Source organism: Streptomyces tritici, from assembly GCF_048500665.1.
GTDB classification, from domain to species: domain Bacteria; phylum Actinomycetota; class Actinomycetes; order Streptomycetales; family Streptomycetaceae; genus Streptomyces; species Streptomyces tritici.
In genome coordinates this window covers 4,146,892-4,173,431 of the sequence record NZ_CP183183.1, presented here as the reverse complement: position 1 = coordinate 4,173,431, position 26,540 = coordinate 4,146,892, and the positions used below count along the sequence as shown (strand labels likewise).

At 75.3% G+C, this 26,540-nt stretch carries 21 protein-coding genes; 9 read left to right on the top strand and 12 right to left on the bottom strand.

Features of this window, described 5'->3' with window-relative positions; translation table 11 throughout:
- Window positions 1-12 precede the first annotated feature (12 nt).
- Entirely contained in the window at window positions 13-879 is an 867-nt protein-coding gene (locus ACNJ93_RS19455; RefSeq protein ID WP_418958668.1) for a bifunctional methylenetetrahydrofolate dehydrogenase/methenyltetrahydrofolate cyclohydrolase, read from the bottom strand.
- 269 nt (window positions 880-1,148) lie between these two features.
- On the opposite strand from ACNJ93_RS19455, the gene ACNJ93_RS19450 reads away from it, so the two are divergent.
- The 3 genes from ACNJ93_RS19450 (at window position 1,149) to ACNJ93_RS19440 (ending at window position 4,123) form a co-directional block, all read left to right on the top strand.
- Window positions 1,149-1,871, top strand: coding sequence for an RDD family protein (locus tag ACNJ93_RS19450; protein ID WP_418958667.1), 723 nt, complete (start codon window positions 1,149-1,151; stop codon window positions 1,869-1,871).
- 132 nt (window positions 1,872-2,003) lie between these two features.
- Window positions 2,004-2,750, top strand: a complete 747-nt coding sequence (locus tag ACNJ93_RS19445; RefSeq protein ID WP_418958666.1) for an FHA domain-containing protein — start codon at window positions 2,004-2,006, stop codon at window positions 2,748-2,750.
- A complete protein-coding gene (locus ACNJ93_RS19440) occupies window positions 2,747-4,123 on the top strand; it encodes a serine/threonine-protein kinase (RefSeq protein WP_418958665.1) in 1,377 nt (458 codons plus the stop codon). The genes ACNJ93_RS19445 and ACNJ93_RS19440 overlap by 4 nt, the downstream gene beginning before the upstream one ends.
- A 14-nt stretch (window positions 4,124-4,137) precedes the next feature.
- Here the strand turns inward: ACNJ93_RS19440 and purH are convergent, their stop codons facing one another.
- Both purH and purN read right to left on the bottom strand, forming a co-directional pair.
- Entirely contained in the window at window positions 4,138-5,691 is a 1,554-nt protein-coding gene (gene purH, locus ACNJ93_RS19435; RefSeq protein ID WP_418958664.1) for a bifunctional phosphoribosylaminoimidazolecarboxamide formyltransferase/IMP cyclohydrolase, read from the bottom strand.
- Window positions 5,678-6,292: a phosphoribosylglycinamide formyltransferase gene (gene purN / locus ACNJ93_RS19430; RefSeq protein ID WP_418958663.1), complete on the bottom strand. Its 615-nt coding sequence runs from the start codon at window positions 6,290-6,292 to the stop codon at window positions 5,678-5,680. Before purN ends, purH begins: the two co-directional genes overlap by 14 nt.
- Window positions 6,293-6,511: 219 nt before the next feature.
- Here purN and ACNJ93_RS19425 point away from each other — a divergent pair, with 219 nt between their 5' ends.
- A complete protein-coding gene (locus ACNJ93_RS19425) occupies window positions 6,512-7,195 on the top strand; it encodes a hypothetical protein (RefSeq protein WP_418958662.1) in 684 nt (227 codons plus the stop codon).
- A gap of 140 nt (window positions 7,196-7,335) precedes the next feature.
- Entirely contained in the window at window positions 7,336-8,742 is a 1,407-nt protein-coding gene (locus tag ACNJ93_RS19420) for an MFS transporter (protein ID WP_418958661.1), read from the top strand.
- Window positions 8,743-8,761: 19 nt separating this feature from the next.
- Here ACNJ93_RS19420 and ACNJ93_RS19415 read toward each other — a convergent pair whose 3' ends face one another.
- The gene (locus ACNJ93_RS19415) at window positions 8,762-10,306 is read right to left on the bottom strand and encodes a DUF6350 family protein (protein WP_418958660.1); all 1,545 of its coding nucleotides are present in this window, start codon (window positions 10,304-10,306) and stop codon (window positions 8,762-8,764) included.
- A 120-nt stretch (window positions 10,307-10,426) separates the two neighbouring features.
- On the opposite strand from ACNJ93_RS19415, the gene ACNJ93_RS19410 reads away from it, so the two are divergent.
- Complete coding sequence (locus ACNJ93_RS19410; protein WP_418958659.1) at window positions 10,427-11,878, top strand: sigma factor-like helix-turn-helix DNA-binding protein; 1,452 nt, start codon at window positions 10,427-10,429, stop codon at window positions 11,876-11,878.
- Window positions 11,879-12,034: 156 nt separating this feature from the next.
- Here the strand turns inward: ACNJ93_RS19410 and sucD are convergent, their stop codons facing one another.
- The 7 genes from sucD to ACNJ93_RS19375 all read right to left on the bottom strand — a co-directional run bounded on the left by sucD (window position 12,035) and on the right by ACNJ93_RS19375 (window position 21,326).
- Window positions 12,035-12,919: a succinate--CoA ligase subunit alpha gene (gene sucD, locus ACNJ93_RS19405; RefSeq protein WP_418958658.1), complete on the bottom strand. Its 885-nt coding sequence runs from the start codon at window positions 12,917-12,919 to the stop codon at window positions 12,035-12,037.
- 21 nt (window positions 12,920-12,940) lie between these two features.
- Entirely contained in the window at window positions 12,941-14,119 is a 1,179-nt protein-coding gene (gene sucC / locus ACNJ93_RS19400) for an ADP-forming succinate--CoA ligase subunit beta (RefSeq protein WP_418958657.1), read from the bottom strand.
- 713 nt (window positions 14,120-14,832) lie between these two features.
- A complete protein-coding gene (locus ACNJ93_RS19395) occupies window positions 14,833-15,588 on the bottom strand; it encodes a hypothetical protein (protein WP_418958656.1) in 756 nt (251 codons plus the stop codon).
- 61 nt (window positions 15,589-15,649) lie between these two features.
- Window positions 15,650-16,540 carry a hypothetical protein gene (locus tag ACNJ93_RS19390; protein WP_418958655.1) on the bottom strand — a complete coding sequence of 297 codons (891 nt, stop codon included), beginning with the start codon at window positions 16,538-16,540 and terminating at the stop codon, window positions 15,650-15,652.
- Window positions 16,541-16,642: 102 nt separating this feature from the next.
- Complete coding sequence (locus tag ACNJ93_RS19385) at window positions 16,643-17,806, bottom strand: VWA domain-containing protein (protein ID WP_418958654.1); 1,164 nt, start codon at window positions 17,804-17,806, stop codon at window positions 16,643-16,645.
- Window positions 17,803-20,217 carry a DUF5682 family protein gene (locus tag ACNJ93_RS19380; protein ID WP_418958653.1) on the bottom strand — a complete coding sequence of 805 codons (2,415 nt, stop codon included), beginning with the start codon at window positions 20,215-20,217 and terminating at the stop codon, window positions 17,803-17,805. Before ACNJ93_RS19380 ends, ACNJ93_RS19385 begins: the two co-directional genes overlap by 4 nt.
- Complete coding sequence (locus ACNJ93_RS19375) at window positions 20,214-21,326, bottom strand: ATP-binding protein (protein WP_418958652.1); 1,113 nt, start codon at window positions 21,324-21,326, stop codon at window positions 20,214-20,216. Before ACNJ93_RS19375 ends, ACNJ93_RS19380 begins: the two co-directional genes overlap by 4 nt.
- Window positions 21,327-21,454: 128 nt before the next feature.
- On the opposite strand from ACNJ93_RS19375, the gene ACNJ93_RS19370 reads away from it, so the two are divergent.
- Window positions 21,455-22,840: an SWIM zinc finger family protein gene (locus ACNJ93_RS19370; RefSeq protein WP_418958651.1), complete on the top strand. Its 1,386-nt coding sequence runs from the start codon at window positions 21,455-21,457 to the stop codon at window positions 22,838-22,840.
- A gap of 22 nt (window positions 22,841-22,862) precedes the next feature.
- Window positions 22,863-24,482 (top strand): DUF5691 domain-containing protein, encoded by a 1,620-nt coding sequence (locus ACNJ93_RS19365; RefSeq protein WP_418958650.1) that lies wholly within the window; start codon window positions 22,863-22,865, stop codon window positions 24,480-24,482.
- A 334-nt stretch (window positions 24,483-24,816) separates the two neighbouring features.
- On the opposite strand, the gene ACNJ93_RS19360 is transcribed toward ACNJ93_RS19365, so the two are convergent.
- Window positions 24,817-25,224, bottom strand: coding sequence for a cobalamin B12-binding domain-containing protein (locus ACNJ93_RS19360; protein ID WP_158989561.1), 408 nt, complete (start codon window positions 25,222-25,224; stop codon window positions 24,817-24,819).
- A 248-nt stretch (window positions 25,225-25,472) separates the two neighbouring features.
- Between ACNJ93_RS19360 and ACNJ93_RS19355 the strand changes: the two genes are divergently transcribed.
- Window positions 25,473-26,420, top strand: coding sequence for an esterase/lipase family protein (locus tag ACNJ93_RS19355; protein ID WP_418958649.1), 948 nt, complete (start codon window positions 25,473-25,475; stop codon window positions 26,418-26,420).
- Window positions 26,421-26,540 lie beyond the last annotated feature (120 nt).

Genomic DNA, 26,540 nt, shown 5'->3' with positions numbered 1-26,540 from the left:
CCGCCCTTCACGTCAGTGCGCCGCGGCCGCGGCCGCGCGCTCCGCCGCCTCGACCACGTTCACGAGCAGCAGCGCCCGCGTCATCGGTCCGACGCCGCCGGGGTTCGGGGAGATCCAGCCGGCCACCTCGGCGACGCCCGGGTGGACGTCACCGACGATCCGGCCCTCCTCGTTGCGCGAGACGCCGACGTCCAGGACGGCCGCGCCCGGCTTCACGTCCTCCGGCTTGATCAGGTGCGGCACGCCCGCCGCGGCGATGACGATGTCCGCCCGGCGCAGGTGCGCGGACAGGTCCTTCGTCCCGGTGTGGCACTGCGTCACCGTCGCGTTCTCCGAGCGGCGGGTCAGCAGCAGCGGCATCGGACGGCCGATGGTGACGCCGCGGCCGACGACCACGACCTCCGCGCCCTTGATCTCCACGCCGTGCCGGCGCAGCAGCTGGATGATGCCGTTCGGGGTGCAGGGCAGCGGCGCGGGCTCGTTCAGGACGAGGCGGCCGAGGTTGGTCGGGTGCAGGCCGTCGGCGTCCTTCGCCGGGTCCATCAGCTCCAGGACGCGGTTCTCGTCGATGCCCTTGGGCAGCGGCAGCTGCACGATGTAACCGGTGCAGGCGGGGTCCTCGTTGAGCTCGCGGACGACCGCCTCGATCTCCTCCTGCGTGGCCGTGGCGGGCAGTTCGCGCTGGATGGACGCGAGCCCGACCTCCGCGCAGTCGCGGTGCTTGCCGGCCACGTACTTCTGGCTGCCCGGGTCTTCGCCGACCAGGATGGTGCCGAGGCCGGGGGCGAAGCCCCGCTCCTTCAGGGCGGCCACCCGGGTGGCCAGGTCGGACTTGATCTCGGCCGCGGTGGCCTTGCCGTCGAGGATCTGCGCGCTCATGCCGCCATCCTCCCGGATGACCCCGCCCTTGTTCCAATCCGGCCGCCCCGGCCGGTGTCCGGGAGGGGGTCCGACGGGCCCGGAACGACCGGGTCCGCGGTTGCACTCCGGCAACACATCTGCATTCCGGCTGGACAAACTTACGCGGCACTTATGACGATGGGGGCCGAACAGTGCCGCGGGCACTGCCGGGGGGCGCACCGCTACATCTCATTCCGCTGTTTCCTCCGCGTGGCCGCGTCGTCCCCGCAACGGAGGAAAGACCCCACATGAGCTTCGGCGACCCGAACAACCCGTACGGGCAGCAGCCCCAGCAGGGCGGCCAGCCCGGTTACGGCTACCCGCAGCAGCCGCAGCAGCCGGGCGTGCCGCCCCAGCAGGGCTACGGCTACCCGCAGCAGCCGGCGCAGCCGTACGGCGCCGCCCCGCAGGCGCCGGGCACGCTGCAGGCCAACAACGGCTACATCAACGTGCCGGTCCTCGGCACCGTCCAGGTCGCCTCGATGGGCGCGCGCTTCGGCGCCCGTCTGATCGACGGTGTGGCCATCTCCGTCGTCGTCTGGGTCCTGATGGCGGTCGGTCTCGCGGGCGTCGTCGGCGTCGCCGAGACCGCCCAGACCTGTGACCCGATGGCCGCGGACTACCAGACCTGCGTGAACGAGCAGGCCGAGGCGGCCGGCGGCATGCTCGCCGCCGTCTTCGGCATGCTCGCGCTCGTCGCCATCGCCACCATGCTGTACGAGTGGCTGATGATCGCCTTCGTCGGCGCGACGCTCGGCAAGATGGCCCTCGGCCTGCGCGTCATCAAGGAGAACACCGGTCAGAAGCCGGGCCTGGGCGGCGGCTTCATCCGCTGGATCATCCCGATCGTCGGTGCGTTCCTCTGCTACATCGGCGCGATCCTCGTGTACATCTCGCCGTTCTTCGACAACTCCGGCAAGCTGCAGGGCTGGCACGACCGTGCGGCCGGCACGCTGGTCATCAAGAAGTAACCGCGCCGGGCGCCCCGGCGCCTCACGCGCGCAAGGCCCGTCGGTCCCCGGACCGGCGGGTCTTCGCGCGTTCTGCGTTCGTTTATCGCGGCTCCCTACCCTTTCGCCCACACCTCGGGGAAAGGAAGCGCCATGCACAGCATCATCGTGGTGCCCGCACACGCCACGAGCCCGGACGACCAGGTACGGCTGGCCCCGGGCGAGCGGCTCCACTTCGGCCGGGTCGCCCCCGCCTCCGGCCGTCCCCACCTGGACCTCCCGCACCCGGGGGTGTCGCGTACGGCGGGCGAGATCACGGCGACCGGGACCTACTGGGCGCTCAGCAACTTCAGCGGCGGAGCGACGTACGTCGTGGAGAACCCGGAGGGCGCGGGCGAGCACGTGAAGATCGCGCCGGGGCGGGTCGAAGCCCCGATCCCCTTCGAGTTCGCGCGGGTCGTGCTGCCCGCGGGCAGCGAACTGCTCGCGTTCTCCGTGTGGGCGCCGCGCCACGACTACGTGCAGGCGGAGGCGTCCGGCGGGGCCGGCGAACCGACCGTGCTCGCCTTCCCGCTGGACCGGAGCAAGCGCTACTTCCTCGTCCTCGCCGCCCTGTGCGAGGCCCGGCTGCGCGGCGAACCGCACGCCCCGCCGCCGACGGTCGAGGAGGTCTGCGCACGGCTGCGACCGCTGTGGCCGGCCGTGAACCGGGCCGCCGTGCAGTGGAACATCGACTACCTGGCGGTCAAGCTCCGCCTCAAGCCCGGCCCGGAGCGGGCCGACACCGGCCCGCGGCTCAACGGCAAGAAGGAGACCCTGGTGTCCCTCGCGCTCCGCTTCGACCTGGTCCGCGAGGACGACCTGACGGCGCTGGCGGTGCCGACCGGGGCGTCGCGGTGAGCGATTACCCGATCACCGTGCCCACGGGCCACCGGATCGGCCCGTGGACCGTCGAACGCCCTCTGGGCGCCGGTGCGTTCGGCAGCGTCTACGCGGCGGTCCGGTCCGAGGACTCCTCCGCCGACGACGGCCTGCCCGCGCGGGCCGCCCTGAAGTTCCTGCCGACCGGCACCCGGACTCCGCGCCAGCTGCGGCACCTGCGCGATCTCGCCGAGCGCGAGGTGGAGCTGCTCGGCCGGCTGCGCTCGCCGCGGCTGATCCGGATGTACGAGGCGCTGACCGTCGACGACCCGGAGCACCCGGAGCTGGACGGCGCGACCGTGCTGGTCCTGGAGGAGGCGGCGGACTCGCTGCAGACCGCGCTGCCGGGGCTGCCGGCCGCGGACCGGGCGCGGGTCCTGACGCAGGTCTGCGAGGGCCTGGCCCAACTCCACGGCGCGGGCTGGGTGCACGGCGACCTGAAGCCGGGGAACGTGCTGCTGATGGCGGACGGCTCCGTCCGGCTCGGCGACTTCAGCACGGCGAGCGAACTGGAGGGCACCCACGCGTACGCGACGGCGTTCGCGACGGCCGACTACACGCCGCCCGAGCTGCTGTGGTCCGACTTCGGCGAGCACGGCACCCGGATCCGCCCGACGGCGGACCTGTGGGCCTTCGGCGTGCTCGCGCACCTGGTGCTCACCGGCGGACACCCGCTGCCCGGCGGTACGCCGTCGGCCCGGCGCGACGCCGCCCTGCGGTACGCGCGCGGCGACGAGGAACTGCGCCTCTCCCCCGAACTGTCCGAGGCGTGGCGGGAGATCGTCGGGGCCTGCCTGAGCCGCAGCCACGAGGACCGGGCCCGCGGCGCGGGCCGCACGGCGGAGTCCCTGCTGCCCCGCGTACAGGAGGCGGCCGAGGGCCGGCCGGCGCGCCGGTCCCGCCGGCCGCTGCTGACCGCGGCGGCCGCGGTCCTGACCCTGGCCGTGACGGCCCTCGGCGTGACGCTCCTGCCGGACGAGACGCCGCGGGCCAAGGCGAAGGCGACGCCGAAAGCAGGGGCCACTGTCACCGCCACCGCCGCCGGCTACGAGCGCTGCACGCCCCGCGCGGTCTGCTTCTTCTCCGCACCGGACGGCGGCGGCGAGATGTGCGCCTGGGAGGGCGACGACCCCGACTGGTTCGACGGCCAGACCGACTGCTCCTGGGCCGACCGCACGAGCGCCCGCTCCGTCTTCAACAACGGCGGCCCGGACCCCAAGGGCTTCGTCCACGTCGCCTACTTCGCCGAGGCCGGCCTCCAGCGGCGCCTGGGCTGCGTGGAGCGGGGCCGGCGTCAGAACCTCCCGACGCCGGCCCCGGTCCTGTCCCACACGTGGGCGAAGCGCTGCTGACGCGGCGCCCGCCGTCAGTGGAAGAAGTGGCGGGTGCCGGTGAAGTACATCGTCACGCCGGCCTTCTTCGCGGCCTCGATCACCAGCTCGTCGCGGACCGAGCCGCCGGGCTGGACGACCGCCTTCACACCGGCGTCCAGGAGGATCTCCAGGCCGTCGGGGAAGGGGAAGAACGCGTCGGAGGCCGCGTACGAGCCGCGGGCGCGCTCCTCGCCGGCGCGCTCGACGGCGAGCTTCGCGGAGTCGACGCGGTTGACCTGGCCCATGCCCACGCCGACCGAGGCGCCGTCCTTGGCGAGCAGGATCGCGTTGGACTTGACCGCGCGGCACGCCTTCCAGGCGAAGGCCAGCTCGGCCAGCTCCTCGGCGGACAGCGCATCGCCGGTCGCGAGGGTCCAGTTCGCCGGGTCGTCGCCCTCGGCCTGGAGGCGGTCGGCGACCTGGAGCAGCGCGCCGCCGTCGACCGGCTTGACCTCGACCGGGCTGCTCGGGGCGCCCTCGGCCTTCAGAACGCGGATGTTCTTCTTCTTGGCGAGGATCTCGACCGCGCCGTCCTCGTAGCCGGGCGCCACGACGACCTCGGTGAAGATCTCGGCGACCTGCTCGGCCATGGCGACGGACACCGGGCGGTTGACCGCGATCACACCGCCGAACGCGGACAGCGGGTCGCAGGCGTGGGCCTTGCGGTGGGCCTCGGCGACGTCCGCGCCGACGGCGATGCCGCACGGGTTGGCGTGCTTGATGATCGCGACGCAGGGCTCGTCGTGGTCGTACGCGGCCCGGCGCGCGGCGTCGGTGTCCGTGTAGTTGTTGTACGACATCTCCTTGCCGTGCAGCTGCTCCGCCTCGGCCAGGCCGCCCGTGCCGTCCACGTACAGCGCGGCGCCCTGGTGCGGGTTCTCGCCGTAGCGGAGCACGTTCTTGCGCGTGTACGTCGCGCCGAGGAAATCGGGGAAGCCGCTGTCGTCGGCCGCCGCGTAGTCGTCGGCGAACCAGGAGGCGACGGCCACGTCGTACGCGGCGGTGTGCTGGAACGCCTCGGCGGCGAGCCGCTTGCGGGCGGTCAGGTCGAAGCCGCCGGCCTTCACCGCGTCCAGGACGTCGGCGTACCGCTCCGGGCTGGTGACGATCGCGACCGACGGGTGGTTCTTGGCCGCGGCGCGGACCATCGACGGGCCGCCGATGTCGATCTGCTCGACGCACTCGTCCGGGGTGGCGCCGGAGGCGACGGTCTCGCGGAACGGGTAGAGGTTCACGACCACCAGGTCGAACGGCTCCACGCCCAGCTCGGCGAGCTGCTCGCGGTGCGAGTCCAGGCGCAGGTCGGCGAGGATGCCGGCGTGCACCCGCGGGTGCAGGGTCTTGACGCGGCCGTCCAGGCACTCAGGGAAGCCGGTCAGCTCCTCGACCTTGGTGACCGGGACGCCGGCCGCCGCGATCCTGGAGGCGGTGGAGCCGGTCGAGACGAGCTCGACGCCGGCCTCGTGCAGCCCGGTGGCGAGCTCCTCCAGGCCCGTCTTGTCGTAGACACTGATCAACGCGCGACGGATGGGCTTATTCACCGACATGAACCTTTCGTCCCTCAATGCGGTAGCCGTTGCGGGCGAGACGCCCCACGACCTCGACGAGCAGCGAGCGCTCGACTTCCTTGATGCGCTCGTGCAGAGCGGCTTCGTCGTCACTGTCCCGGACCTCGACCACGCCCTGGGCGATGATCGGTCCGGTGTCGACGCCGTCGTCGACGAAGTGGACGGTGCACCCGGTGACCTTCGCGCCGTACGCGAGGGCGTCGCGCACGCCGTGCGCTCCGGGAAAACTGGGCAGCAGCGCGGGGTGCGTGTTCACGACCCGGCCACCGAAACGGGCGAGGAACTCCTTGCCGACGATCTTCATGAAGCCGGCCGAGATCACGAGGTCCGGCTCGTACGCGGCGGTGGCCTCGGCCAGCGCCCGGTCCCACTCCTCGCGGCTGGCGTGGTCCTTGACCCGGCAGACGAAGGTGGGCAGGCCGGCGCGCTCCGCGCGCTCCAGACCGGCGATGCCGTCGCGGTCCGCGCCGACGGCGACGATCTCCGCCCCGTACTCGGGGTCCGCGGCGACGGCGTCGAGCAGGGCCTGGAGATTGGTACCGGACCCGGAGACCAGGACGACAAGGCGGGCGGCAGCCACTGGGTCACTCTTTCCGTGGTGTTTGTGCGGTCGTACGAACGAATCGCAACCCTGAATACGGGGAACCCTACGAAGGGTCCGAACGTCAGCAACGATACCGGCACACCGGACGGCCCCCGGGGGACGGGGGCGCGGGCGGGCGGTAGCGTCTGGGGACGACGCCGGACGACCACACGCTCCAGCGCCTCGACGCGACGACAGAGGGAAGACGTTCACCACATGCCGGACCGCCGCCGTACGGAACGCCAGTCCACGGACGACAACAATCCGTTCGCGCCGCCGCCGGAGGGCGCGCCGGACCAGCCCTGGCAGCCGCGGCGACCGGAGGGCGAGGGCGACGACGCCTCCGGCGCCTCCGGCTCGGGCGACTCCTCGGGCCGCTGGAGCAGCCGCCAGCCGGGCCGCTCCTCGGCGGGCTGGGGCCGCCGCCCCGAGGGCGGGCAGGGCGGGCCGGACGGCCCGTCGGAGGGCCCCGGCCTGCGCTGGGACCCGACGGACCCGGCGCAGCGGCGGGCGCGGTACGCGCTGCTCGCGGGCATGTGGGCGTTCTTCTTCGCGGTCTTCACCCTGTTCGAGCCGGCGCTGCTGCTCGGCGCGCTGGGCATCTACTGGGGCGTCAGCTCCCTGCGGGCCAAGCCGAAGGCCCCGCAGGCGGACGCCTCCCCGGTCGCCGTGGCCACCGCCCTGGCCGCCCGCAGGCCGCAGCGCAGGGCTGCGATCACCGGCCTGGTGGCGGCGGGTCTCGCGCTCGTGATCGTGGTGGCCGGCTTCACCTTCCGTCTCGTCTACAGCGACTACTTCACCTGCGTCGAGGACGCCCTGACCGAGACCGGCCGGCAGTCCTGCGCCCGGGAACTGCCCCAGCCGTGGCAGGACATCATCGAGCAGAGCCAGCGGGTCTAGCACTCCGGGGGGGGCGGCCGGAGCCGGCCCAGAGACGTCCAGCAGCCCGTCGTTTTTGCGGTCTCCGCAAAAACGACGGGCTGCTGGCGTCGCCGGGGCCGAGCCTTGCCGGGCACTGTTCCCGACTTCAGAGGCAGGCCGTGACCGCGACCACCGCATCCCCCGCTCCCCCGACCCTGAGTGCGCGCAGACGCTGGACGGTGCTGGCCGTCTGCTGCCTGAGCATGTTCCTCGTGGGCCTCGACACCACCGTCGTGAACGTCGGCCTGCCGGCCATCGGCCACGGCCTGGGCATCGACACCCGCGGCCTCGAATGGATCGTGGACGCGTACACCCTCGTCCTGGCCAGCCTCCTGATCTCCTCCGGCGCCCTCGCGGACCGCTTCGGACGCCGCCGGGTGTTCCAGTGCGGGCTGGCCGTCTTCGGCGCGGCGTCCCTGCTCTGCGCGCTCGCCCCGTCCGCGGGCGTCCTCGTCGCGGCCCGCGCCCTGCAGGGGGTCGGGGCCTCGATGCTCAGCCCGGTGGCGCTCGCGATCGTGGTGAACGCGATGCCCGACCCGAGGGAACGGGCACAGGCGATCGGCATCTGGGCGTCCGTGTTCGGACTGAGCATGGCCGCCGGACCCGTCACGGGCGGCGCGCTGCTCTCCGGCTTCGACTGGCGGGCGCTGTTCTGGATCAACGCACCCGTGGTCGCGGCCGCTCTGCTGCTCAGCGCGGTGTTCGTGCCGGAGTCCCGGGCGCCGCGGGCCCGGCGGCTCGACCTGCCCGGCCAGGTCCTGCTGACCCTGCTCCTCGCCACCGTGGTGGGCGTCCTGATCGAGGGCCCGCGGATCGGCTGGACCTCGCCCGCGGCGCTGGCCGCGTACGCCGGGGCCGCCCTGGTAGCGGCCGGATTCGTATGGGTGGAGTTCCGACGGTCCGAGCCGCTGATGGACCCGCGGCTCTTCGTCCGCCCGGTCTTCGGCGCCGCCGTCGTGGGCGCGGTGGGCGTCTTCGTCGCCCTCAGCACGACCCTGCTGCTGAGCACGCTCTATCTGCAGCACACCCGCGGATGGACGCCGTTGGCGGCCGGCGCGGCGACCTTGCCCCTGGCCCTCGGGGCGATCGTCTGCGCCCCCTGGTCGGGCCGGATGGCCGGCCGCACCGGGCCGCGGCTGCCGCTGATGCTCGCGGGCGGTTTCCTCACGGCCGGCGGGCTCTGCCTGGTCGGGCTCACCCCGGACACGAGCGTGTTCCTGCTCCTGACCGCGTACGCGCTCATCGGCATCGGATTCGGCTTCGCCAACGCCCCGATCACCAACACCGCGGTGAACGGACTGCCGCCCGATCGTGCCGGGGTGGCCGGGGCGATCACCTCCACCGCACGGCAGCTCGGCTCCGCCCTCGGCATCGCGCTCGCCGGCGGCCTCGTCGCGGCCGCCGGTCCGGCGGGGCTCGCCCACGCCTCGCGGCCCGGGTGGATCCTGGTCGCCGGCTGCGGCGCCCTGCTCCTGCTCGTCGCCCGCGTGTCCCGGCCGAAGGAGGCGGGGGCGGCCGCCGCCTGACGCGCCGCCCTCCGGGACGTCACTCGCCGCCGGGCGGCGAGGCGAGGGCGCTCTCGGAGGCCGGCGGGGCCTCCGGTGCGGCGGGGGAGGACGGGGAGGGCGGGGCGGGCGGGAGCGCCTGGGCCTGTGCGGGGCTCCGTGGCTCGGGGGCCGGCGGCGGCGCTTCGGTGACGGGATGGGACGGGGATTCCCAGGCGGCCGGGAAGAGGTCGTAGGACTCGTACGGAGGCTCGTACGCGGGCTCGTCCAGCTCCAGGGAGATCGTCGTCGGCGTTCCGGCCGGTTCGGGGGCCGGGCGGCCGGCCTGCCGTGCCTCCGGGGCGGCCGGGGTCTCCTCCGCCGCCGCCCTCTCGGCGCGGCGGGCCCAGGCCCGTACGCCGAGGGCCACGGGGACGCCCAGGGCCGCCGCCCACAGGGCCGCCGCCGCGCCCGTCGCCCACCACACCGGGCCGAACGCGGCGAGCCGGGCCACGCCCAGCGGCCCGCCCGCCGCCGCGGCCAGGACCGCGATGACCGCCCCGCACAGGCCCGCGGCCTGGAGCGTCGTCCACGCCGTGGCCCGCGCCGTCCAGGTCGTCGCCACCCGCCCCGTACGCCGGCCCAGCGCCGCGCCCGCCGCGAGCGGCACCGCCGTCGCGAGCCAGTGCGCCCACATCGTGGGCCCCGGCTCCGGCAGCGCGGCCAGCAGCGGGAAGGACGGGACGACCGGGGTGCCGGTCACGAGGTACGGGCTCGTCACCGCGCCCGTACCGAGCATCACGCCGGGGCCCAGGCCGTACGCCGCGCCCCACACCGCCGCGTTCGGGACCAGCGCCACGAGGAGCAGCGCCAGCGCGAGCCGCCCCGACCACTCCTCCGCGAGCCCCGTGTACGCGTCCCCGACCGCCGCCGCGTGCCACACCAGCGAGGCCGCGACCAGCACCGTGCCCCCGGCGAGCAGCGTCAGCAGCCCGACGGCCGCCGCCCGCAGCGCCACTCCGGCGCGCGGCACCCGGCGGGCCAGCGGCGCGAGCGGCCGGCCGCTCGCCGTCCACGCGCCCGACGCCGCCGCCGCGAGCGTCACGCCCGGCAGCCAGCAGGCGGCGGCCGGCGGGTCCGCCGGGAACGGGCCGCCCGCGGCGTACAGCACCACCGCCGCGCCCACCAGGAGGTAGCCGCCCGTCACCGCGCCCACCGCCCCGGCCGCCGCCAGCCGCGGCCGCCCGTCCTCCGGCTCCATCGCGTCCCGCGCGGCCCGGTGCACCAGCCACGCCGGCAGCGCCACGAGCAGCAGCGGGACGATCCCGAGCGGCGCGGGCACGCCGGTGAGCGTGTCGGTGCGGACCAGGTCCACGCCGTGCGCCAGCAGCCACAGCCCGGCCGCCACGTGCAGCGCCCCGCCGGGGCCGCTGTCCGGGTACGGCGAGCTGATCCACAGCACGGTGACGAGCACCGCGAGCGCCCCCAGGCCCAGCCCCGCCGCGACGCCGCCGCGCAGGACGGCGCCGGCGAGGACGGCGGTACGGCCGCTCCGGACGAGGGCCTGGGGCGGGGGCGGGGCGCCCTGCTCGGTGAGGTGGGTCACCCGCCCCATGCTGCCAACGACACGCGCTTTTGTGGCGTAACAGGCAATAGTCCGTTGTGTCGTTCAAGATACATTTATGTGCTTTTACGGCCAGAGCAGCGCTCCGGGAGGTCGTCGTCCATGAGCCAGGGCACCGCACGCTCCGCCGCCGACTCGCTGCCCTCCCCCAAGGAACGCCGCAGGCTGCGCGAGGCGAAGGCGCTGACCGAGGACCAGGTCGCCGAGGCGCTGGGCGTCACCCGGGCGACGGTCCGCTCCTGGGAGACCGGCCGCTCCACGCCACGCGGGCGCAAACGGGAGGCGTACGTGAAGCTGCTGGGCGCGGAGGAACCGGAGCCCGCGCCCCTGAAGCGCGCCGCCCGCAAGCCCCCCACGCGCCCGGCGAGCCGCCCCAGGACGACCCCGCCCCCGGCCCCGCCCGAGGAGCACCAGGAGCGCCAAGAGCACCAGGAGCACCAGGAGCGCCTGAAACAGCCGCAACTGGCCGTGGACCGCGCGCCGGAGCCCGATCCGGAGCCCGTACGCCGGCCGGAGCCGCAGCCCGAAGCCGTACGCCGGCCGGAACTCCGGCCCAAACCCGTACGGCCGCCCGAGCCGGAGCCAGAGCCCGTACGGCCGCCCGAGCCGACGCCCGAAGCCGTACGCCCGCCCCGGCCGAAGCCCGAAGCCGTACGGCCGCCCGAGGCGGCGGACCCCGCGCCTGCGCAGGAGGGCGTGCGCGTGGCCGAGCGGGATCCCGAGCCGGAGCCGGCGGTCGCCCGGGCTCGCGCCGAGCTCACGCCCGAGGGGGCGTTCGACGCGCTCTACGCCCACGCGGCCCCGGGGCTCGTCCATCAGACGTATCTGCTCACCGGCCGCCGCAGGCTGTCCCGCGAGTCCGTGGAGCGGGCGTTCCACCACGCCTGGCAGCACTGGCCCGAGGTCGCGGTCGACCGGGACCCGGTCGGGTGGGTGCGGGCGGTGGCGTACGAGTTCGCGCTCTCGCCCTGGCACCGGCTGCGCCGGGCGCACCGGCACCCCGACGCCCCGCCGACCGACGCGGGCCGTCGGGCGATCCTTCAGGCGCTCCTGGAGCTGCCGCCGCCGTACCGCCGCACCGTGCTGCTCTACGACGGCCTCGGCCTGGACCTGCCGGACACGGCCGCCGAGACCGAGGCGAGCACGCCGGCGGCGGCGAACCGCCTCCTGTACGCCCGCGCCTGCATCGGCCGCGCGATCCCCGAGCTGGCCGACCCGGACGCGCTGCACGCGCGGCTGCGCGCGCTGGTGGCCGAGGCCCCGACGGTCTCGCTCGCGCCCGCGCACGCCGTGCGCTCCGGCAGCGAGCGCCGCACCCGGCTGTGGACCCGCTCCACGTACACCCTGACCGCCGCGCTGATCGGCGCGACGGCGTTCACGCTGCACACCGCCCCGACGCAGTACGTGCCCGAGGTCGCTCCGGGCCAGGTGGTCGAGGGCGTACCGGTGCGCGGCGGCCCGGAGAAACTGGGCCCCGAGGACGAGGAGCTGCGCGACGCGCTGCGCTCGCAGCCGCACCACGGGCCGGAACGCCTGGTGCCGCAGGCCGGCTGAACGGGACGGACGGCTGGACGGCTGAACGACTGAACGGCCGGAGTCGCTGACTCCGGCCGGACACGCGCGTGGGCCCCGCCCCCGGAAGTTCCGGGAACGGGGCCCACCTGTGCGGTCACACGGCCGCGGTCACGCGGCGGTGCTCGGTGGGACGCGTCAGCCGCCGAGGATCGCGCGCGCCAGCTTCGCGGTCTCGGTCGGGGTCTTGCCGACCTTGACGCCGGCGGCCTCGAGGGCCTCCTTCTTCGCCTGGGCGGTGCCGGAGGAGCCGGAGACGATGGCGCCGGCGTGGCCCATGGTCTTGCCCTCGGGCGCGGTGAAGCCCGCGACGTAGCCGACGACCGGCTTGGTGACGTTGGCCTTGATGAAGTCGGCCGCACGCTCCTCGGCGTCGCCGCCGATCTCGCCGATCATCACGATCAGGTCGGTGTCCGGGTCGGCCTCGAAGGCCGCCAGGCAGTCGATGTGCGTGGTGCCGATGACCGGGTCGCCACCGATGCCGACGGCGGAGGAGAAGCCGATGTCGCGGAGCTCGTACATCATCTGGTACGTCAGCGTGCCGGACTTCGAGACCAGGCCGATGCGGCCCGGCTTCGTGATGTCGCCCGGGATGATGCCGGCGTTGGACTGGCCCGGGGTGATGAGACCGGGGCAGTTCGGGCCGATGAGGCGGGTCTTGTTGCCCTTCTCCACCGCGTACGCGTAGAACGCGGCGGAGTCGTGCACGGCGATGCCCTCGGTGATGACCACGGCGAGCGGGATCTCGGCGTCGATCGCCTCGACCACGGCGGCCTTGGCGAAGGCCGGCGGGACGAAGAGGACGGAGACGTTGGCGCCCGTCTTCTCCATCGCCTCGGCGACGGTGCCGAAGACCGGGATCTCGGTGCCGTCGAAGTCGACGGAGGTGCCGGCCTTGCGCGGGTTCACGCCGCCGACGATGTTGGTGCCGTCACCCAGCATGAGCTTGGTGTGCTTCATGCCCGTGGCACCGGTCATGCCCTGGACGATGACCTTGGAGTCCTTGTCAAGGAAGATAGCCATGGCTGTGTAGTCCCTCGATCCTTACTTCGCAGCCGCGAGCTCGGCGGCCTTGTCGGCCGCTCCGTCCATGGTGTCCACGCGCTGCACCAGCGGGTGGTTGGCGTCCGACAGGATCTTGCGACCCAGCTCCGCGTTGTTGCCGTCGAGGCGCACGACCAGCGGCTTGGTGACCTCCTCGCCCTTGGAGGCGAGCAGCTCCAGGGCCTGGACGATGCCGTTGGCGACCTCGTCGCAGGCGGTGATGCCGCCGAAGACGTTGACGAACACGGACTTGACGTCCGGGTCGCCCAGGATGATCTCCAGGCCGTTCGCCATGACCTCGGCGGAGGCGCCGCCGCCGATGTCGAGGAAGTTGGCCGGCTTCACGCCGCCGTGGTTCTCACCGGCGTACGCGACGACGTCCAGGGTCGACATGACCAGGCCGGCGCCGTTGCCGATGATGCCGACCTCGCCGTCGAGCTTGACGTAGTTGAGGCCCTTGGCCTTGGCGGCAGCCTCGAGCGGGTTGGCTGCGGCCTTGTCCTCGAGCGCCTCGTGCTCCGGCTGACGGAAGTCGGCGTTGGCGTCGAGGGACACCTTGCCGTCGAGGGCCAGGATGTCGCCGGAGGCGACCTTGGCCAGCGGGTTGACCTCGACGAGGAGCGCGTCCTCGGCGATGAAGGTCTTCCACAGGGTCACGAGGACCTCGGCGACCTTCTCGGCGACCTCGGCCGGGAACTGGGCCTGGGCCACGATCTCGCGGGCCTTCTCGATGTCGACGCCCTTGTTGGCGTCCACCGGCACCTTGGCGAGCTTCTCGGGGGTCGTCGCGGCGACCTCCTCGATGTCCATGCCGCCGGCGACGGAGGCCATGGCCAGGAAGGTGCGGTTGGTGCGGTCGAGGAGGTACGAGACGTAGTACTCCTCGACGATCTCCGGAGCGGTCTCCGCGATCATCACCTTGTGGACCGTGTGGCCCTTGATGTCCATCCCGAGGATGTCCGTCGCGCGGGCGACGGCCTCGTCCGGGGTGGCGGCCAGCTTGACGCCGCCGGCCTTGCCGCGGCCGCCGACCTTCACCTGCGCCTTGACGACCGACTTGCCACCGAGACGCTCGGTGGCCTCGCGCGCCGCCTCAGGCGTGTCGATGACTTCACCGGCCAGCACCGGTACACCGTGCTTGGCGAAGAGGTCCCTCGCCTGGTACTCGAACAGGTCCACGCGCGTCCGTCCCTTTTCTGATGATCGCGGTTCGTTGTCTGCGTGGGCGTGCCGCGGAGGGCAACGTGACTGCGCTGTCACAAGGGAGGCGTACACGGTGTCCGTGGACGCGGCATGTCCGTCTCGCAGGTTATCCCCGCGGGACCTGGGTCCCTAAATCGCAGATCACAACCTGGCGGTGATACGGGTCACAGAACGTGGGGGGTACGGGGCGGTGCGTAGGGGCGGCGGCGGACGGCCCCCGGGGCCTTGAGGCAGGCGGGGGACGGGCTTTGGGCGCCTCACGACGCGCCCGGCTCCGGGGTGAGGTGCGCGCGGGCCGCGGTGTGATATGGGCCTCAGTGGGGCGGGAGGCGGCCGGGCGGGTGGCGGGGCGGGTGCGGATTCCGTGGGAGGCGGGGGTGGGTGGGGGTGCGGATTTCGTGGGGGCGGATTTCGTGGGTGCTGTCAGGGGCGTGGTGCAGGCACACGGGCGCTGACGCGTGGTGAGGCGCGTGGTGCAGGCGCGTGGTGAGACGCGTGGTGCAGGCGTGGTGCAGGCGCGCGGGCGCTGACGCGTGGTGCTGCAGGCCGCCCCATGGCCGGGTGCGGCCATGGGGCGGGTGCAGGCCGGTGAGGCCCGGGGTGGGCCCGTGCGGGCCTCGGGTGGATCAGGTGCGGCCCGTGCGGGCCCCCGGCGGATCAGGCGCGGCCCGTGTGGGCCTCGGTGTGGATCAGCCGCCGTAGCCGGGCAGGTAGTCCGGGGTGACCGCGACGGCGACGCTGCGGACGCCGTTCGTGGCGTTGCCGGCGAGCGGGGTGGCGCCGTCGGTGACGGCCCCGGTGAGGCCCGTGGCGCTGCCGCCGACGCCGCGGACGACCGGCTGGACCTGGTCGGTCACCGCGGTGACCACCGGCTGGACGGCACCGGTGACGCCGCCGGCGAACTGCGGGACCTCGGCGACGACGCCCTCGGCCAGCAGGCCGGCGTCGTTGAGGGCCAGGCCGGCGACCGGGAGCAGGGACGCGACGGCGCGGGCGGCGATGGGCGGCAGCACGTCCTGCGAGGCGCCCGCGACGACCGGGGCGGCCTGCGCCTGCAGGGCGCCGGCGCGGTCGGGGGTGCGCTCGGCCTCGGCGGCGAACGCGGACAGCGGCCCGAACAGGTAGTCGATCTCGGCGTCCGGGACGGACGGGGCGTCGACGGACGGGGCCTGGACGGCCGGCTTCACGGGCGTCTTCACGGCGGTCTTCACCTGGGGCGCGGTCGGCTGCGGGAGCTCGGCGGCGTCCTGGACGGTCTCGGTCACGCCGGTGACGGTGCCGAGGAGGTCGTCGGCCGTGTCCGGGGTGGTGTCGGCGGCGAGGTCCGGCTGGGTGAGCGGGACGTCGACCGGCAGCTCGGAGGCGTTGGCGGCGGCGGTGCCGACGGCCCACATGCCGGTGGCGGTGGCGGCGACGGCAAGGGAACGGCGGAGGTTCTTGTTCACGGGGGAGGTCTCTTTCTCGAATTCTTCGGCTGGGGACGAGCAGGCGGGAGGGCGGCCTGCTCTAGCCGGGGAATTCGAGGACCTCGTCCGCGCGGTCGGGAAGGGCGGCGACGGTCGCGGGCAGCGTCGTGCCCCGGACCGGGCCGGCGCACGGCGTGCGCGCGGGCAGGGTCGCCGCGTGCTCGTCGCCGCCGCGGGGCGCGCCGGTCTGGCCCGTCGCGACGGCCCCGGAGGGCCGGCCGGGGGCAGGAACGGGCGCGGGGTCGGGGGCGGGTGCGGACCGCGGGGCGGTCACGGTGGCGGCGGGCTCGGGCGCGTGCTCGATGCGCAGCAGGTGGCGTACGGGCGCGGGCAGCGCCTCGGCGGCGTCCGCGGTCGCCGGGCGCGCGGCGGGCGGTACGGGAAGCACCGGCCCGGGGCCGGCCTGCCCGGCCGCGGGCTCCGGAAGGACGTCCTCGCCCGGGGTCGGCACGGACACCGGTACGGGCAGGGGCACGGGCGTCCGGTCGCGGACGTCGTCCCGCACGGTCCCGGCGACGTCGCCCACGACGGGCGCGCCGGCGGCCCGGTCGAGCGTGGCGTCCACCGTCTCGCGCACCCCCGCCCGTACGGGCGCGGCGACCGGCTCGGCCGCCGTCACGGCGGCGTCGAGGACCCGCGCCGGGTCGGTCACGGTCGGCGTCTCCGTCACCGTCACGGTCCGCCGCGCCGGTTCCGGCGCGTCGACGGCCCCGGCCGCGTCCTCCACGGCACGCGCGGTCCCGGCGGCGCTCGCGGACGTCTGCTCCAGGAGCCGCTCCGGTACGGACTCCGCCGCCTCGGCCCGGCCGCCGAAGGCGAGGCCCAGCACCAGCAGTCCGCCCAGGAACACCAGGGTTCCCAGGGCGCGGCGCAGCGCCCGGGCGCGCTCGGGGCGCGGGGCGGTGTGCGGCACGGCGACTGCGGGGGACACGGGGCCTTCCGGAGGCGGGAGGGGAGAGGGCGCGGAACAGGGCGTTCCGGCGTATGCGGCCCGATGCTCGCACGAGCCTCCCCCGGTCACGCAAGTCCCCTGTTACTGATGGGCCACCATGTCCGGTATGGGCAGTGGCCGTTTCTCCAGAGCCGCCGCCATCACGTCCGGGAAGAGGTCCGGCGTGCAGGCGAACGAGGGCACGCCGAGCGCCGCGAGCGCGGCCGCGTGCTCCCGGTCGTACGCCGGCGCCCCCTCGTCGGAGAGCGCGAGGAGCGCGACGAACTGCACTCCGGCCGCCTTCATGGCCGCGACCCGCCTCAGCATCTCGTCGCGGATGCCGCCCTCGTACAGGTCGCTGATCAGCACGACGACCGTGTCGGCGGGGCGGGTGATCCGCTCCTGGCAGTACGCGAGCGCCCGGTTGATGTCCGTGCCGCCGCCGAGCTGGGTGCCGAACAGCACGTCCACAGGGTCGTCGAGGCGGTCCGTCAGATCGACGACGGCGGTGTCGAAGACGACCAGGCGGGTGTCGAGCGAGCGCAGCGAGGCGAGGACCGCGCCGAAGACCGCGGCGTACACGACGGAGGCCGCCATGGAGCCGGACTGGTCGACGCAGAGCACGACGTCCTTCCGCATCGCGCGGGCCGAACGGCCGTGCCCGATCAGCCGCTCCGGCACCACCGTGCCGTGCTCCGGCAGGTAGTGCTTCAGGTTGGCCCGGATCGTGCGGTCCCAGTCGATGTCGCCGTGCCGGGGCCTGCTGACCCGCGCGGAACGGTCGAGCGCGCCGGTGACGGTGGCCCGGGTGCGGGCGGCGAGCCGCCGCTCCAGGTCCGCGACGACCTTCCGGACCACGGCGCGCGCGGTCTCGCGCGTCGTCTCGGGCATCGCCTTGTTGAGCGAGAGCAGGGTGCCGACGAGGTGCACGTCCGCCTCGACGGCCGCCAGCATCTCCGGCTCCAGGAGCAGCGTGGCGAGCCCGAGGCGGTCGATGGCGTCGCGCTGCATGACCTGGACGACGGAACTCGGGAAGTACTCCCGGATGTCGCCGAGCCAGCGGGCCACGGCGGGCGCGGAGGCGGCGAGCCCGGCCGTCCGGGCCCGTCCCCCCGGCTCGGGGGCCGTCCCGTACAGCGCGCCCAGCGCCTCGTCCATCGCCGCGTCCCGGCCGGTCACGGCGTACCCCGTGCCGTCCGCCTCGCCCCCGCCGAGCACCAGCCGCCACCGCCGCAGCCGCTCGTCGCGCCCCGTCTCCCCGCTCACCGCTCCACCCCCGTGATCTCCCCCGCCGGCACGGCCCGCGCCGTCGGCGTGACCCTTCCCCTGCCCGAATCCGTCCCCGTCGCCGGGTCGGTGTTCGCCGTGCCCTCCCCCAGCAGCAGCCGCAGGACCGGCAGGACCGCGTTCGCGCGGCGTTCGTCCGGGGCCTCGGCGAAGCCGGGGACGCCGGCGCGGACGCGGGCCGCCGCGGCGGAGGGGCCGCGGGCGACCAGTTCGCCGAGGGTGCGCCGGACGGCCGGCTCGTACGCGCCGAACGTGCGCCGCAGCAGCGGCAGTACGTCGCCGAACGCGTCCTGCGGGACCCCCGCCAGCCAGGCGTCGACCAACCCGAGCAGCCGCTCGTCGTGGACGAGCAGCAGCCCTCCCCCGCTCGCGCCCCCGACGAAGCCCTCCAGCCACGCGGCCGCGTCGCCCGGCGGGGCGCCCGGCGACAGGGCCAGGCCCATGAGCCGGGCCGTCTCGTCGTCGCCGAGCCGCCCGTCGTCGAGGAGGATCCGGACGGCCCGGCCGCGTATCAGCCCCGCGACCGCGTCCCGGCCGGCGAGGCGCCGCAGCACCCCGGTCCAGCGCTCGGCCCGCGCGGCGTCGGCCGGCAGCAGACCGAGCGCGGTGTGCACCGCGTCGAGGTGGCCGCGCATCTCCCCCGCCGCGTCGTGGTCGAGGCCGGCGCAGGCGGGCGGCAGCCCGACGCAGATCCGTTCGGCGAGCCCGGCGGCCACCCCGGCGAGCGCGGCCGTGTCGGTGCCGCGCACGTCGCCGTAGCGCAGGGCGCGGGCGAGCGCGGGCAGGGCCTGCGCCAGATGGCCGACGTCGGCGTCGAGCGCGGCCCGGTCGGCGAGGGCGCGCATCACGACCGGCAGGGCGGCGGAGAGCCCGGCGAGCAGGCACTGCTCGGCGAGGGCGGTGATCCCGGCGAGCCCGCCGGCCGCCGCGGCCCGCGCCTCGGCGCGGGCGGTCGCGGCGTCGTGCACGGTGGTGCCCCACACGCCGGCCTCGGCGACCCGGACGTGCAGCTCCGGCTCCCAGCGCAGCCGCCACGTCTCCCGGAACGTGCCCGTCCCGCTGCGGCCGGCGGCCGGCACGCCCCAGTCGACGCCGAGCAGCCGCAGCCGGTGCAACAGGCGGCTGCGGGCCGCGTCGTTGTCCTTGCGCAGGTCGAGTTCCAGCTCGCGCTCCCGCGCCTCGGGTCTGAGCCGCAGGGCGCGCTGCCGGCGTTCGAGGTCGCGCTGCAGGGGGACGGCGGGCGCCCCGGCCGGGACCTCGCCGAGCTCGTCGCCGACGACGAGCCGGTCCCGGACGAGGGCGAGCGGCACGTCGGAGCCCTCGCAGAGCACGGCCCGCACGGCGTCGGTGGTCTCGCCGAGCCCGGCGAGCGGCCGGCCGCGCAGGGCGGCCAGGGTGTCGGCGAGCCGGACGGCCTCGATGACATGGGCGGGCGAGACCGGCCGGTCCTCCTCGCGGAGGAGCCCGGCGACCTTGGTGAGCCACCGCTCGACGGGCCGGTCGGGGACGGCGAACAGGTGCCCGTACCAGCCGGGCGAGTCGATGCCCGCGCCGTAGCCGGAGCGGCGGGCGAGCCGGCGGTGCGTCCAGGGCACCCAGGTCGTCTCCGTCCGTACCTTGGGCAGGCCCTTGAGCAGGGCCCGGTCGGCGGCGACGGCGGTACGGCGGCGCAGCGCCGGCACGTGCCAGGCGCCGCAGACCACGGCGACCCGGTCGTCGCCGAACTCGCGCCGCGCCGCCCGCAGTTCGAGCCGCATATGGGCCTCGCGCACGAGGTCGCGGCCGTGGCCGCCCGCGCCGTACGTCTCGCGCAGCACGGCCATGGCCTCGGCGACCGCCGCGAACGGGGCGCACGGGTCCCCGTCGCCGCGGTGCTCGATCACGTCCTCCCACCAGCGCTCGGGGTCGTCGTGCCCGGCGGTGCGGGCCAGCGCGGCGAGCGGGTCGACCCGCAGTCCCGCCGCCGGATCGGGCGGGTGCAGTTCCTCCTCGTCGCCGTCACCCCAGGTCGGGTCGGCGTTCAGGGCGAGCGTGGCGGCGGCGGGCAGGTCGAAGAACCGTACGGCCGCGCCGTGTTCCAGCGCCCACCGCAGCGCCACCCACTCCGGCGAGAACGCGGCCATCGGCCAGAACGAGGCCCGCCCCGGGTCGTCCACGGCGTGGGCGAGCAGCGCGACCGGCGGACGCATCGCCGGGTCCGCGGCGAGCGGCAGCAGCGCGTTCCCCTCGGGAGGGCCCTCGATCAGCACCGCCTCCGGCCGCGCCGCCGTCAGAGCGGCCCGGACGGCCCGCGCCGACCCGGGCCCGTGATGCCGCACCCCGAGCAGCAGCGGGCCCGCAGCCTCCCCCTTGCCGTCCCGCACACCGGCCGTCCGTGTCGTCCCCGTCATGCGCTCACCTCGCGGCAGGCCCGGTAGAAGTCCTTCCAGCCGTCCCGTTCGCGGACCACCGTCTCCAGGTACTCCTGCCAGACGACCCGGTCGGCCGCCGGGTCGCGGACGACGGCGCCGAGGATCCCGGCGGCGACGTCCGCGGGGCGGAGCACGCCGTCGCCGAAGTGGGCGGCGAGGGCGAGACCGCCGGTGACGACGGAGATCGCCTCGGCCGTGGACAGCGTCCCCGACGGGGACTTGAGCTTCGTGCGGCCGTCCGCGGTGACCCCGTCGCGCAGTTCGCGGAAGACCGTGACGACGCGCCGTATCTCGTCCACCCCGTCCGGCACGGCCGGCAGGTCGAGGGAGCGGCCGAGCTGGCCCACCCGCCGGGTGACGATGTCGACCTCGGCCTCGGCGGTGGCGGGCAGCGGCAGGACGACCGTGTTGAAACGGCGGCGCAGCGCGCTCGACAGCTCGTTGACCCCCCGGTCCCGGTCGTTGGCGGTGGCGATCAGGTTGAAGCCGTGGACGGCCTGCACCTCCTCCCCCAGCTCGGGGATCGGCAGGGTCTTCTCGGACAGGATCGTGATGAGCGTGTCCTGCACGTCCGCGGGGATGCGGGTGAGCTCCTCGATCCGCGCGGTCGCCCCCTCCGCCATGGCCCGCATGACGGGACTCGGCACCAGCGCGTCGCGGCTGGGTCCGTGCGCGAGCAGCTGCGCGTAGTTCCAGCCGTACCGGATCGCCTCCTCCGGCGTGCCGGCCGTGCCCTGGACGAGCAGCGTCGAGTCGCCGCTGACGGCCGCGGCGAGATGCTCGGAGAGCCAGGTCTTCGCGGTGCCGGGCACGCCGAGCAGCAGCAGCGCCCGGTCGGTGGCGAGCGTGCTGACGGCGACCTCGACGATCCGCCGGGGCCCCACGTACTTCGGTGTGATCACCGTCCCGTCCGGCAGCGTGCCGCCGAGGAGATAGCGGGCGACGGCCCACGGCGAGAGCCGCCAGCGGGCGGGGCGGGGACGGTCGTCGGCGGCGGCCAGGGCGGCGAGTTCGGCGGCGAAGGCGTGCTCCGCGTGCGGTCGCAGGGCGTCGTTCCCCGGGTTGGTCGTGGTTCCGGGCACGGTCATGGTTCCCCCTCCAGATCGTTCGGACCGACGTGGACTCCACGGTGCACCACGCCACTGACAACCGCCCCTCGCGGCAGTGTCGTTGCAGGTCGGGGCGATTGTCAGTGGGGCCGCGTACGGTCGTTCCCATGAGTCGGACGGGGGTTCGCATGGGGGTGCGGTGGACGTCGGAGCAGGTGCTGTCGCTGGCGCCCGACGAGACGTCACGCAGCGCGGGGGGCCGACTCGGCGTGGCCGGGCCGTGGTCCGCGACGGGTTGCTCCGGAGCGGCGGTGTGGGGGCGGTGCAAGGGCGGCGGCAGCGCGCCGTACGGGACGGTCGTGGACCTGACCGGACCGGCGTCGGTCTGCGACTGCCCGAGCCCGAAGTCCCCGTGCAAGCACGCGCTGGGACTGCTGCTGCTCTGGGCGGCGGACGACGGGACGGTCACGGAGGGGGACGTGCCGGAGTGGGCGGAGGCCTGGCTCGCCGCCCGCCGGGAGGGGGCCGCGGGGGGCGGCGCCGGCACGGAGGAGGGGACGGCGGGCGGCGTCGGCGCGGGGGGCGCCGGGCCGCCCGCCGGGCCGGCCGACCCGGAGGCGGCGCGGCGGCGCGCCGAGCGCCGGGCGGCCCGGATCGACGCGGGAGCGCGGGAGTTGGAGCAGCGGCTGGCCGACCTCGTGCGCGGGGGGCTCGCGTCGGCCGAGCAGGCCGGGTACGGGCTGTGGGAGGAGACGGCGGCCCGCATGGTCGACGCGCAGGCGCCCGGACTGGCGGCGCGGGTCCGGGAGTTGGGGGCGATACCGGGGTCCGGGCCGGGCTGGCCGGTACGGCTCCTGGAGGAGTGCGCGCTGACGCATCTGCTCGACCGGGCGTGGCTTTCGCTGGACCGGCTGCCGCCGGAGCTGGCGGCCACGGTGCGCACGCGCGTCGGGCTGACCGCGCGGGCGGAGGGGCCGCCGGTGCGCGACCGGTGGCAGGTGCTCTCCCGGTACGACACGTCCGACGCGAAGCTGACGGCCCGCCGGATCTGGCTGTACGGCCGGGAGTCCGGCCGGACGGCGCTGCTGCTGTCGTTCGGCCCGCCAGGCCGGGCCCCGGGACTGGACCTCCCGGTGGGCACGGTCCTGGACGCGACACTCGCCCGGTACCCCGGCGCCGCCCAGGTCCGCGCGGACCTGCGGGAACAGCACGGCCCGCCGGTCCCGGCGGCGGGGCCCCCGGACGGCGGCACGACGGCGGAGGCGATCGCCGCGTACGGCCGCGCGCTGCGGGACGACCCCTGGCTGGACGCCGTCCCGGCGACCCTGTCGGCGGTGGTCCCGGCGGTCACCGACACGGGCCGCGGGCTCCAGGACGCGGCGGGCGCCCTGCCGCTCACCCCGGCGGCGCTGGCCCGCCCCGGCCTGTGGACCCTGACCGCCCTGTCCGGGGGCGCCCCGGTGACCGTCTTCGGCGAATGCGGCCACGAGGGCTTCACCCCCCTGTCCGCCTGGTCCCCCGACGACCCGACGGAAACCGTCACCCTCGCGTGACGCCCGCTGACTGGAGGACCTGATGGAAGAGGAGCCGAGGACACGCTCAGAAGCCCCCGGCACGGGCGTCGCCGACGTCGTGGAGCAGGGGCTGCTCGGCTGGGACGAGGTGGTCTCCTCGGCGCTGCTCGGGACGGGGCGGCGGGTCGGGGGGCCCGCGGCGGAGGCCGTGCTGGACGCGGCGGCCGTGCACACGGTGCGGCGGCGGGCGGGGCTCCGGGCGGGGGCGGCCGTGACGCCGCCGGAGCCCGCACCGCACGACGAGCGGGCGCCGCTGCCCGCGGCGGCGCGCAGACGGCTGGCCCAGCTGCTCGCCGGGCGAGCCGCGCCCGCACCGTCCGCGGGGCGGCGGGGAGCCGCGCCCGACGTCGCCGAGCTGCTGCCGCAGTGGCTGGCGGCGGCCGGACGGTACGGCTACCGGGCCCCCGCCTCCGCGCTGCCGGCGCTGCTCGACGCGGCCCGCGCCCGGACCGACCTGCGGCCGGCCGCGCTCGCCTTCGCCGGGCCGCGCGGGCTGTGGCTGGCCCGGCAGAACCCCGAGTGGCGGTTCGCGCTGCGCGGCGCCGCCGGGGGCGCGGCGCTGCCGCCGCCCGACGACCACGAGGCCGTTCGGCGGCTGTGGGACGAGGGGCTGTTCGCGGAGCGGGTCGCGCTGCTCGCCGCCGTACGGTCCGCGGACCCCGCCGCAGGGCGGGAGCTGCTTGCCGGGACGTGGGCGGCGGAGCGGGCGGAGGACCGGCTGATGTTCCTCGACTCGCTGCGGGCCGGGCTCTCGGACGCGGACGAGGCGTTCCTGGAGACGGCCCTGACCGACCGAAGCCGGAACGTCCGCTCCACCGCGGCCGAGCTGCTGTCCGCGCTGCCCGCCTCGGCGCTGGCCGCGCGGATGGCGGACCGGGCGGCGTCCTGCGTCGCGTTGGACCGTTCGGGTGACGGCGTGAGCATCGTCGTCGAGGCGCCGCACGAATGCGACGCGGCGATGCAGCGGGACGGGCTGGTGGCCGTACCGCCGCCGGGACGCGGGGAGCGGTCCTGGTGGCTGGGCCAGCTCGTGGAGTACGCGCCGCTGTCCTGCTGGCCGGCCCGGCTCGGCGGCCGGAGCCCGGAGGAGATCGTCGCCCTGCCGGTCAGCGACGACTGGCAGCCGGAGCTGCACGCGGCGTGGTCGCGGGCGGCGGTGCGCCAGGGGGACGCGGCCTGGTCGCGGGCGCTGCTCGCCTCGCCCAGCACCTCGTCGCTGGCCGAGCGGGCGAAGCTGCTGGCCACGCTGGGCGAGGACGAGCGTGCGGAGTGGGTCGCCGGCTTCGTGTCGGCGCACGGGCTGTCCGAGGCGTTCCAGCTGCTCGGCGTGTGCGCCGTGCCGTGGGCGGAGCCGCTGGGACGGGCGGTGATCGACGCCCTGGACATCGCGCGGGACGCGGGCAGCTACCCGTGGAGCTTCAGCGGCGTGATGGGCCTGGCGGAGCGCTGCCTGGACCCGGGGGCCGCGGGCCGCCTGGAGGCCCTGACGACCTTGGTGGCGGAGGGCGAGGACGCGGCGCCGGGCGCGGCGGGCTACTGGTCGGAGGCCTTCCAACGCCTCGTCTCGACGCTGCGCGTCCGCGCGGCGATGCACGCGGAACTCTCCCCACCACCACCCTGACACCCACCGGCGAAACCGGCACGCGACGGGGCGGCCGGCGCGTGCCGGGGCTCCCGCTGCGCGGGGCGCACGCGCCGCCGCACTGACGCCGCATGTCGCAGACGGCACCCACCCGCCACACCCGCCCCCGGCTGCGGCCCGATCGCGCGGTAGCGCGGGTGGCGCGGTAGCGCGGGTGGCGCGGTAGCGCGGGTGGCCCGGTAGCGCGGGTGGCCCGGTAGCGCGGGTGGCGCGGTAGCGCGGTCCTCGCGGTCACGTGGGCAGCGTCGCGGTCACGCGCGGTCACCCGACCACGGGGGGCAACCAATCACATGCCGTCGCGCGCAATCGGGTGCTACGCCGCCACGCGGACGTTGGCGTTGACCCAGTCGACGATGGACGCCGTGGTCGCTCCCGGCGTGAAGATCTCCGCGACGCCCTTCTCCTTCAGCGGCGCGATGTCCGCGTCCGGGATGATGCCGCCGCCGAAGACCTTGATGTCCTCCGCGTCGCGCTCCTTCAGGAGCTCCAGGACCTTCACGAAGAGCGTGTTGTGCGCGCCCGAGAGGATCGACAGACCGATCGCGTCGGCGTCCTCCTGGATGGCCGTGTCGACGATCTGCTCCGGCGTCTGGTGCAGGCCGGTGTAGATGACCTCCATACCGGCGTCGCGCAGCGCCCGTGCGATGACCTTGGCCCCGCGATCGTGCCCGTCGAGACCCGGCTTGGCGACCACCACGCGGATCGGACCGGTCACACCCATCACTGCCTCCACATGCGACCCCCGCACCTGACAGGCCGGGGAGGTGAACGAACGTTATCGGTCAGCATCCCGCACCGGGCCGTTTCGCGGTGGCGAGCGAGGGGGAAATCACACGTGGGACATTGTTCGCTCTGCGCCGCACCCCGTGTGAACCGCACCCGGGTCGGTCGCAAGGGAGCCGCCCGGGGCTGCGTGAGGTGCATGCACCCCCGATCGCTCCCCCGCGCCCCGGTCGGGAGGTGGCGGCGATGGAGTTCACGGACATCCGGCAGCTCACGGACATCCGGCAGCTCGGATCGTTCAGTCGGCTCGGACAGCTCAACCCCCTGCTCAACCCGCTGGGCCAGCAGCTCACCCAGATCGCCCAGCTCGGGCGGCTCGGTGAGCAGCTCGGCCGGCTCTCCCCGGCGCTCAAGGCCGGCGTCCTGGAGCTGGCCGTTCTCTCCGGGCACCTGCTCCTCTACCCCTCCGGCCTCGTCCCCGAGCGCAACCAGGACCCCGACCCCGTCGAGGGCCCGCCCGCCGGCATCGGCCCGCCGCGGCGCCCCGTCGTCCTCCTGCACGGCTTCGTCGACAACCGCTCCGTCTTCGTGCTCCTGCGCCGTTCCCTCGCCCGCCACGGCTGGCGGCACATCGAGGCGCTCAACTACTCCCCGCTCACCTGCGACCTCCGCGCCGCCGCGGAACTCCTCGGCCGCCACGTGGACGCCATCCGCGCCCGCACCGGTCAGGACCAGGTCGACCTGGTCGGGCACAGCCTCGGCGGGCTCATCGCCCGTCATTACGTCCAGCGGCTCGGCGGTGACGCCCGGGTCCGCACCCTGGTCACCCTCGGCACCCCGCACTCCGGCACCACCGTCGCCGCGCCACTGGGCGACGCACACCCCCTGATCCGGCAGATGCGCCCCGGCTCCGCCGTCCTCGGCGAGCTCGCCGAGCCCGCGCCGGGCTGCCGCACCCGGTTCGTCAGCTTCTGGAGCGACCTGGACCGGATCATGATCCCGGTCGAGACCGCCCGGCTCGACCACCCGGACCTCCAGGTGCACAACGTGCGCGTGAGCGGGATCGGCCATCTCGCGCTTCCGGTCCACCCGACCGTCGCCGCCGGCATCCGGCAGGCGCTCGCCTCCGACGGGCTGAGCGTCGCGGAGGAGACCACGGACCGCAGCGGCGACGGCACCTGCTCCGTCGCCTGACGGCTGACGGCTGACGGCCGGCACCTGACGCCTGGCCCTGACGCCTGACACCTCGTCATTTTGTGACTGTTCTTCGAACGTTCCTCGAACACAAGGCCAAGGCTCTGCCCGCAGAGCGCC

Coding starts and splice junctions, on each gene's coding strand:
- ACNJ93_RS19455 (WP_418958668.1), bottom strand. CDS start 879: ATGAGCGCGCAGATCCTCGACGGCAAGGCCACCGCGGCCGAGATCAAG.
- ACNJ93_RS19450 (WP_418958667.1), top strand. CDS start 1,149: ATGAGCTTCGGCGACCCGAACAACCCGTACGGGCAGCAGCCCCAGCAG.
- ACNJ93_RS19445 (WP_418958666.1), top strand. CDS start 2,004: ATGCACAGCATCATCGTGGTGCCCGCACACGCCACGAGCCCGGACGAC.
- purH (WP_418958664.1), bottom strand. CDS start 5,691: ATGTCGGTGAATAAGCCCATCCGTCGCGCGTTGATCAGTGTCTACGAC.
- ACNJ93_RS19425 (WP_418958662.1), top strand. CDS start 6,512: ATGCCGGACCGCCGCCGTACGGAACGCCAGTCCACGGACGACAACAAT.
- ACNJ93_RS19410 (WP_418958659.1), top strand. CDS start 10,427: ATGAGCCAGGGCACCGCACGCTCCGCCGCCGACTCGCTGCCCTCCCCC.
- sucD (WP_418958658.1), bottom strand. CDS start 12,919: ATGGCTATCTTCCTTGACAAGGACTCCAAGGTCATCGTCCAGGGCATG.
- ACNJ93_RS19380 (WP_418958653.1), bottom strand. CDS start 20,217: ATGACGGGGACGACACGGACGGCCGGTGTGCGGGACGGCAAGGGGGAG.
- ACNJ93_RS19375 (WP_418958652.1), bottom strand. CDS start 21,326: ATGACCGTGCCCGGAACCACGACCAACCCGGGGAACGACGCCCTGCGA.
- ACNJ93_RS19370 (WP_418958651.1), top strand. CDS start 21,455: ATGAGTCGGACGGGGGTTCGCATGGGGGTGCGGTGGACGTCGGAGCAG.
- ACNJ93_RS19365 (WP_418958650.1), top strand. CDS start 22,863: ATGGAAGAGGAGCCGAGGACACGCTCAGAAGCCCCCGGCACGGGCGTC.
- ACNJ93_RS19360 (WP_158989561.1), bottom strand. CDS start 25,224: ATGGGTGTGACCGGTCCGATCCGCGTGGTGGTCGCCAAGCCGGGTCTC.
- ACNJ93_RS19355 (WP_418958649.1), top strand. CDS start 25,473: ATGGAGTTCACGGACATCCGGCAGCTCACGGACATCCGGCAGCTCGGA.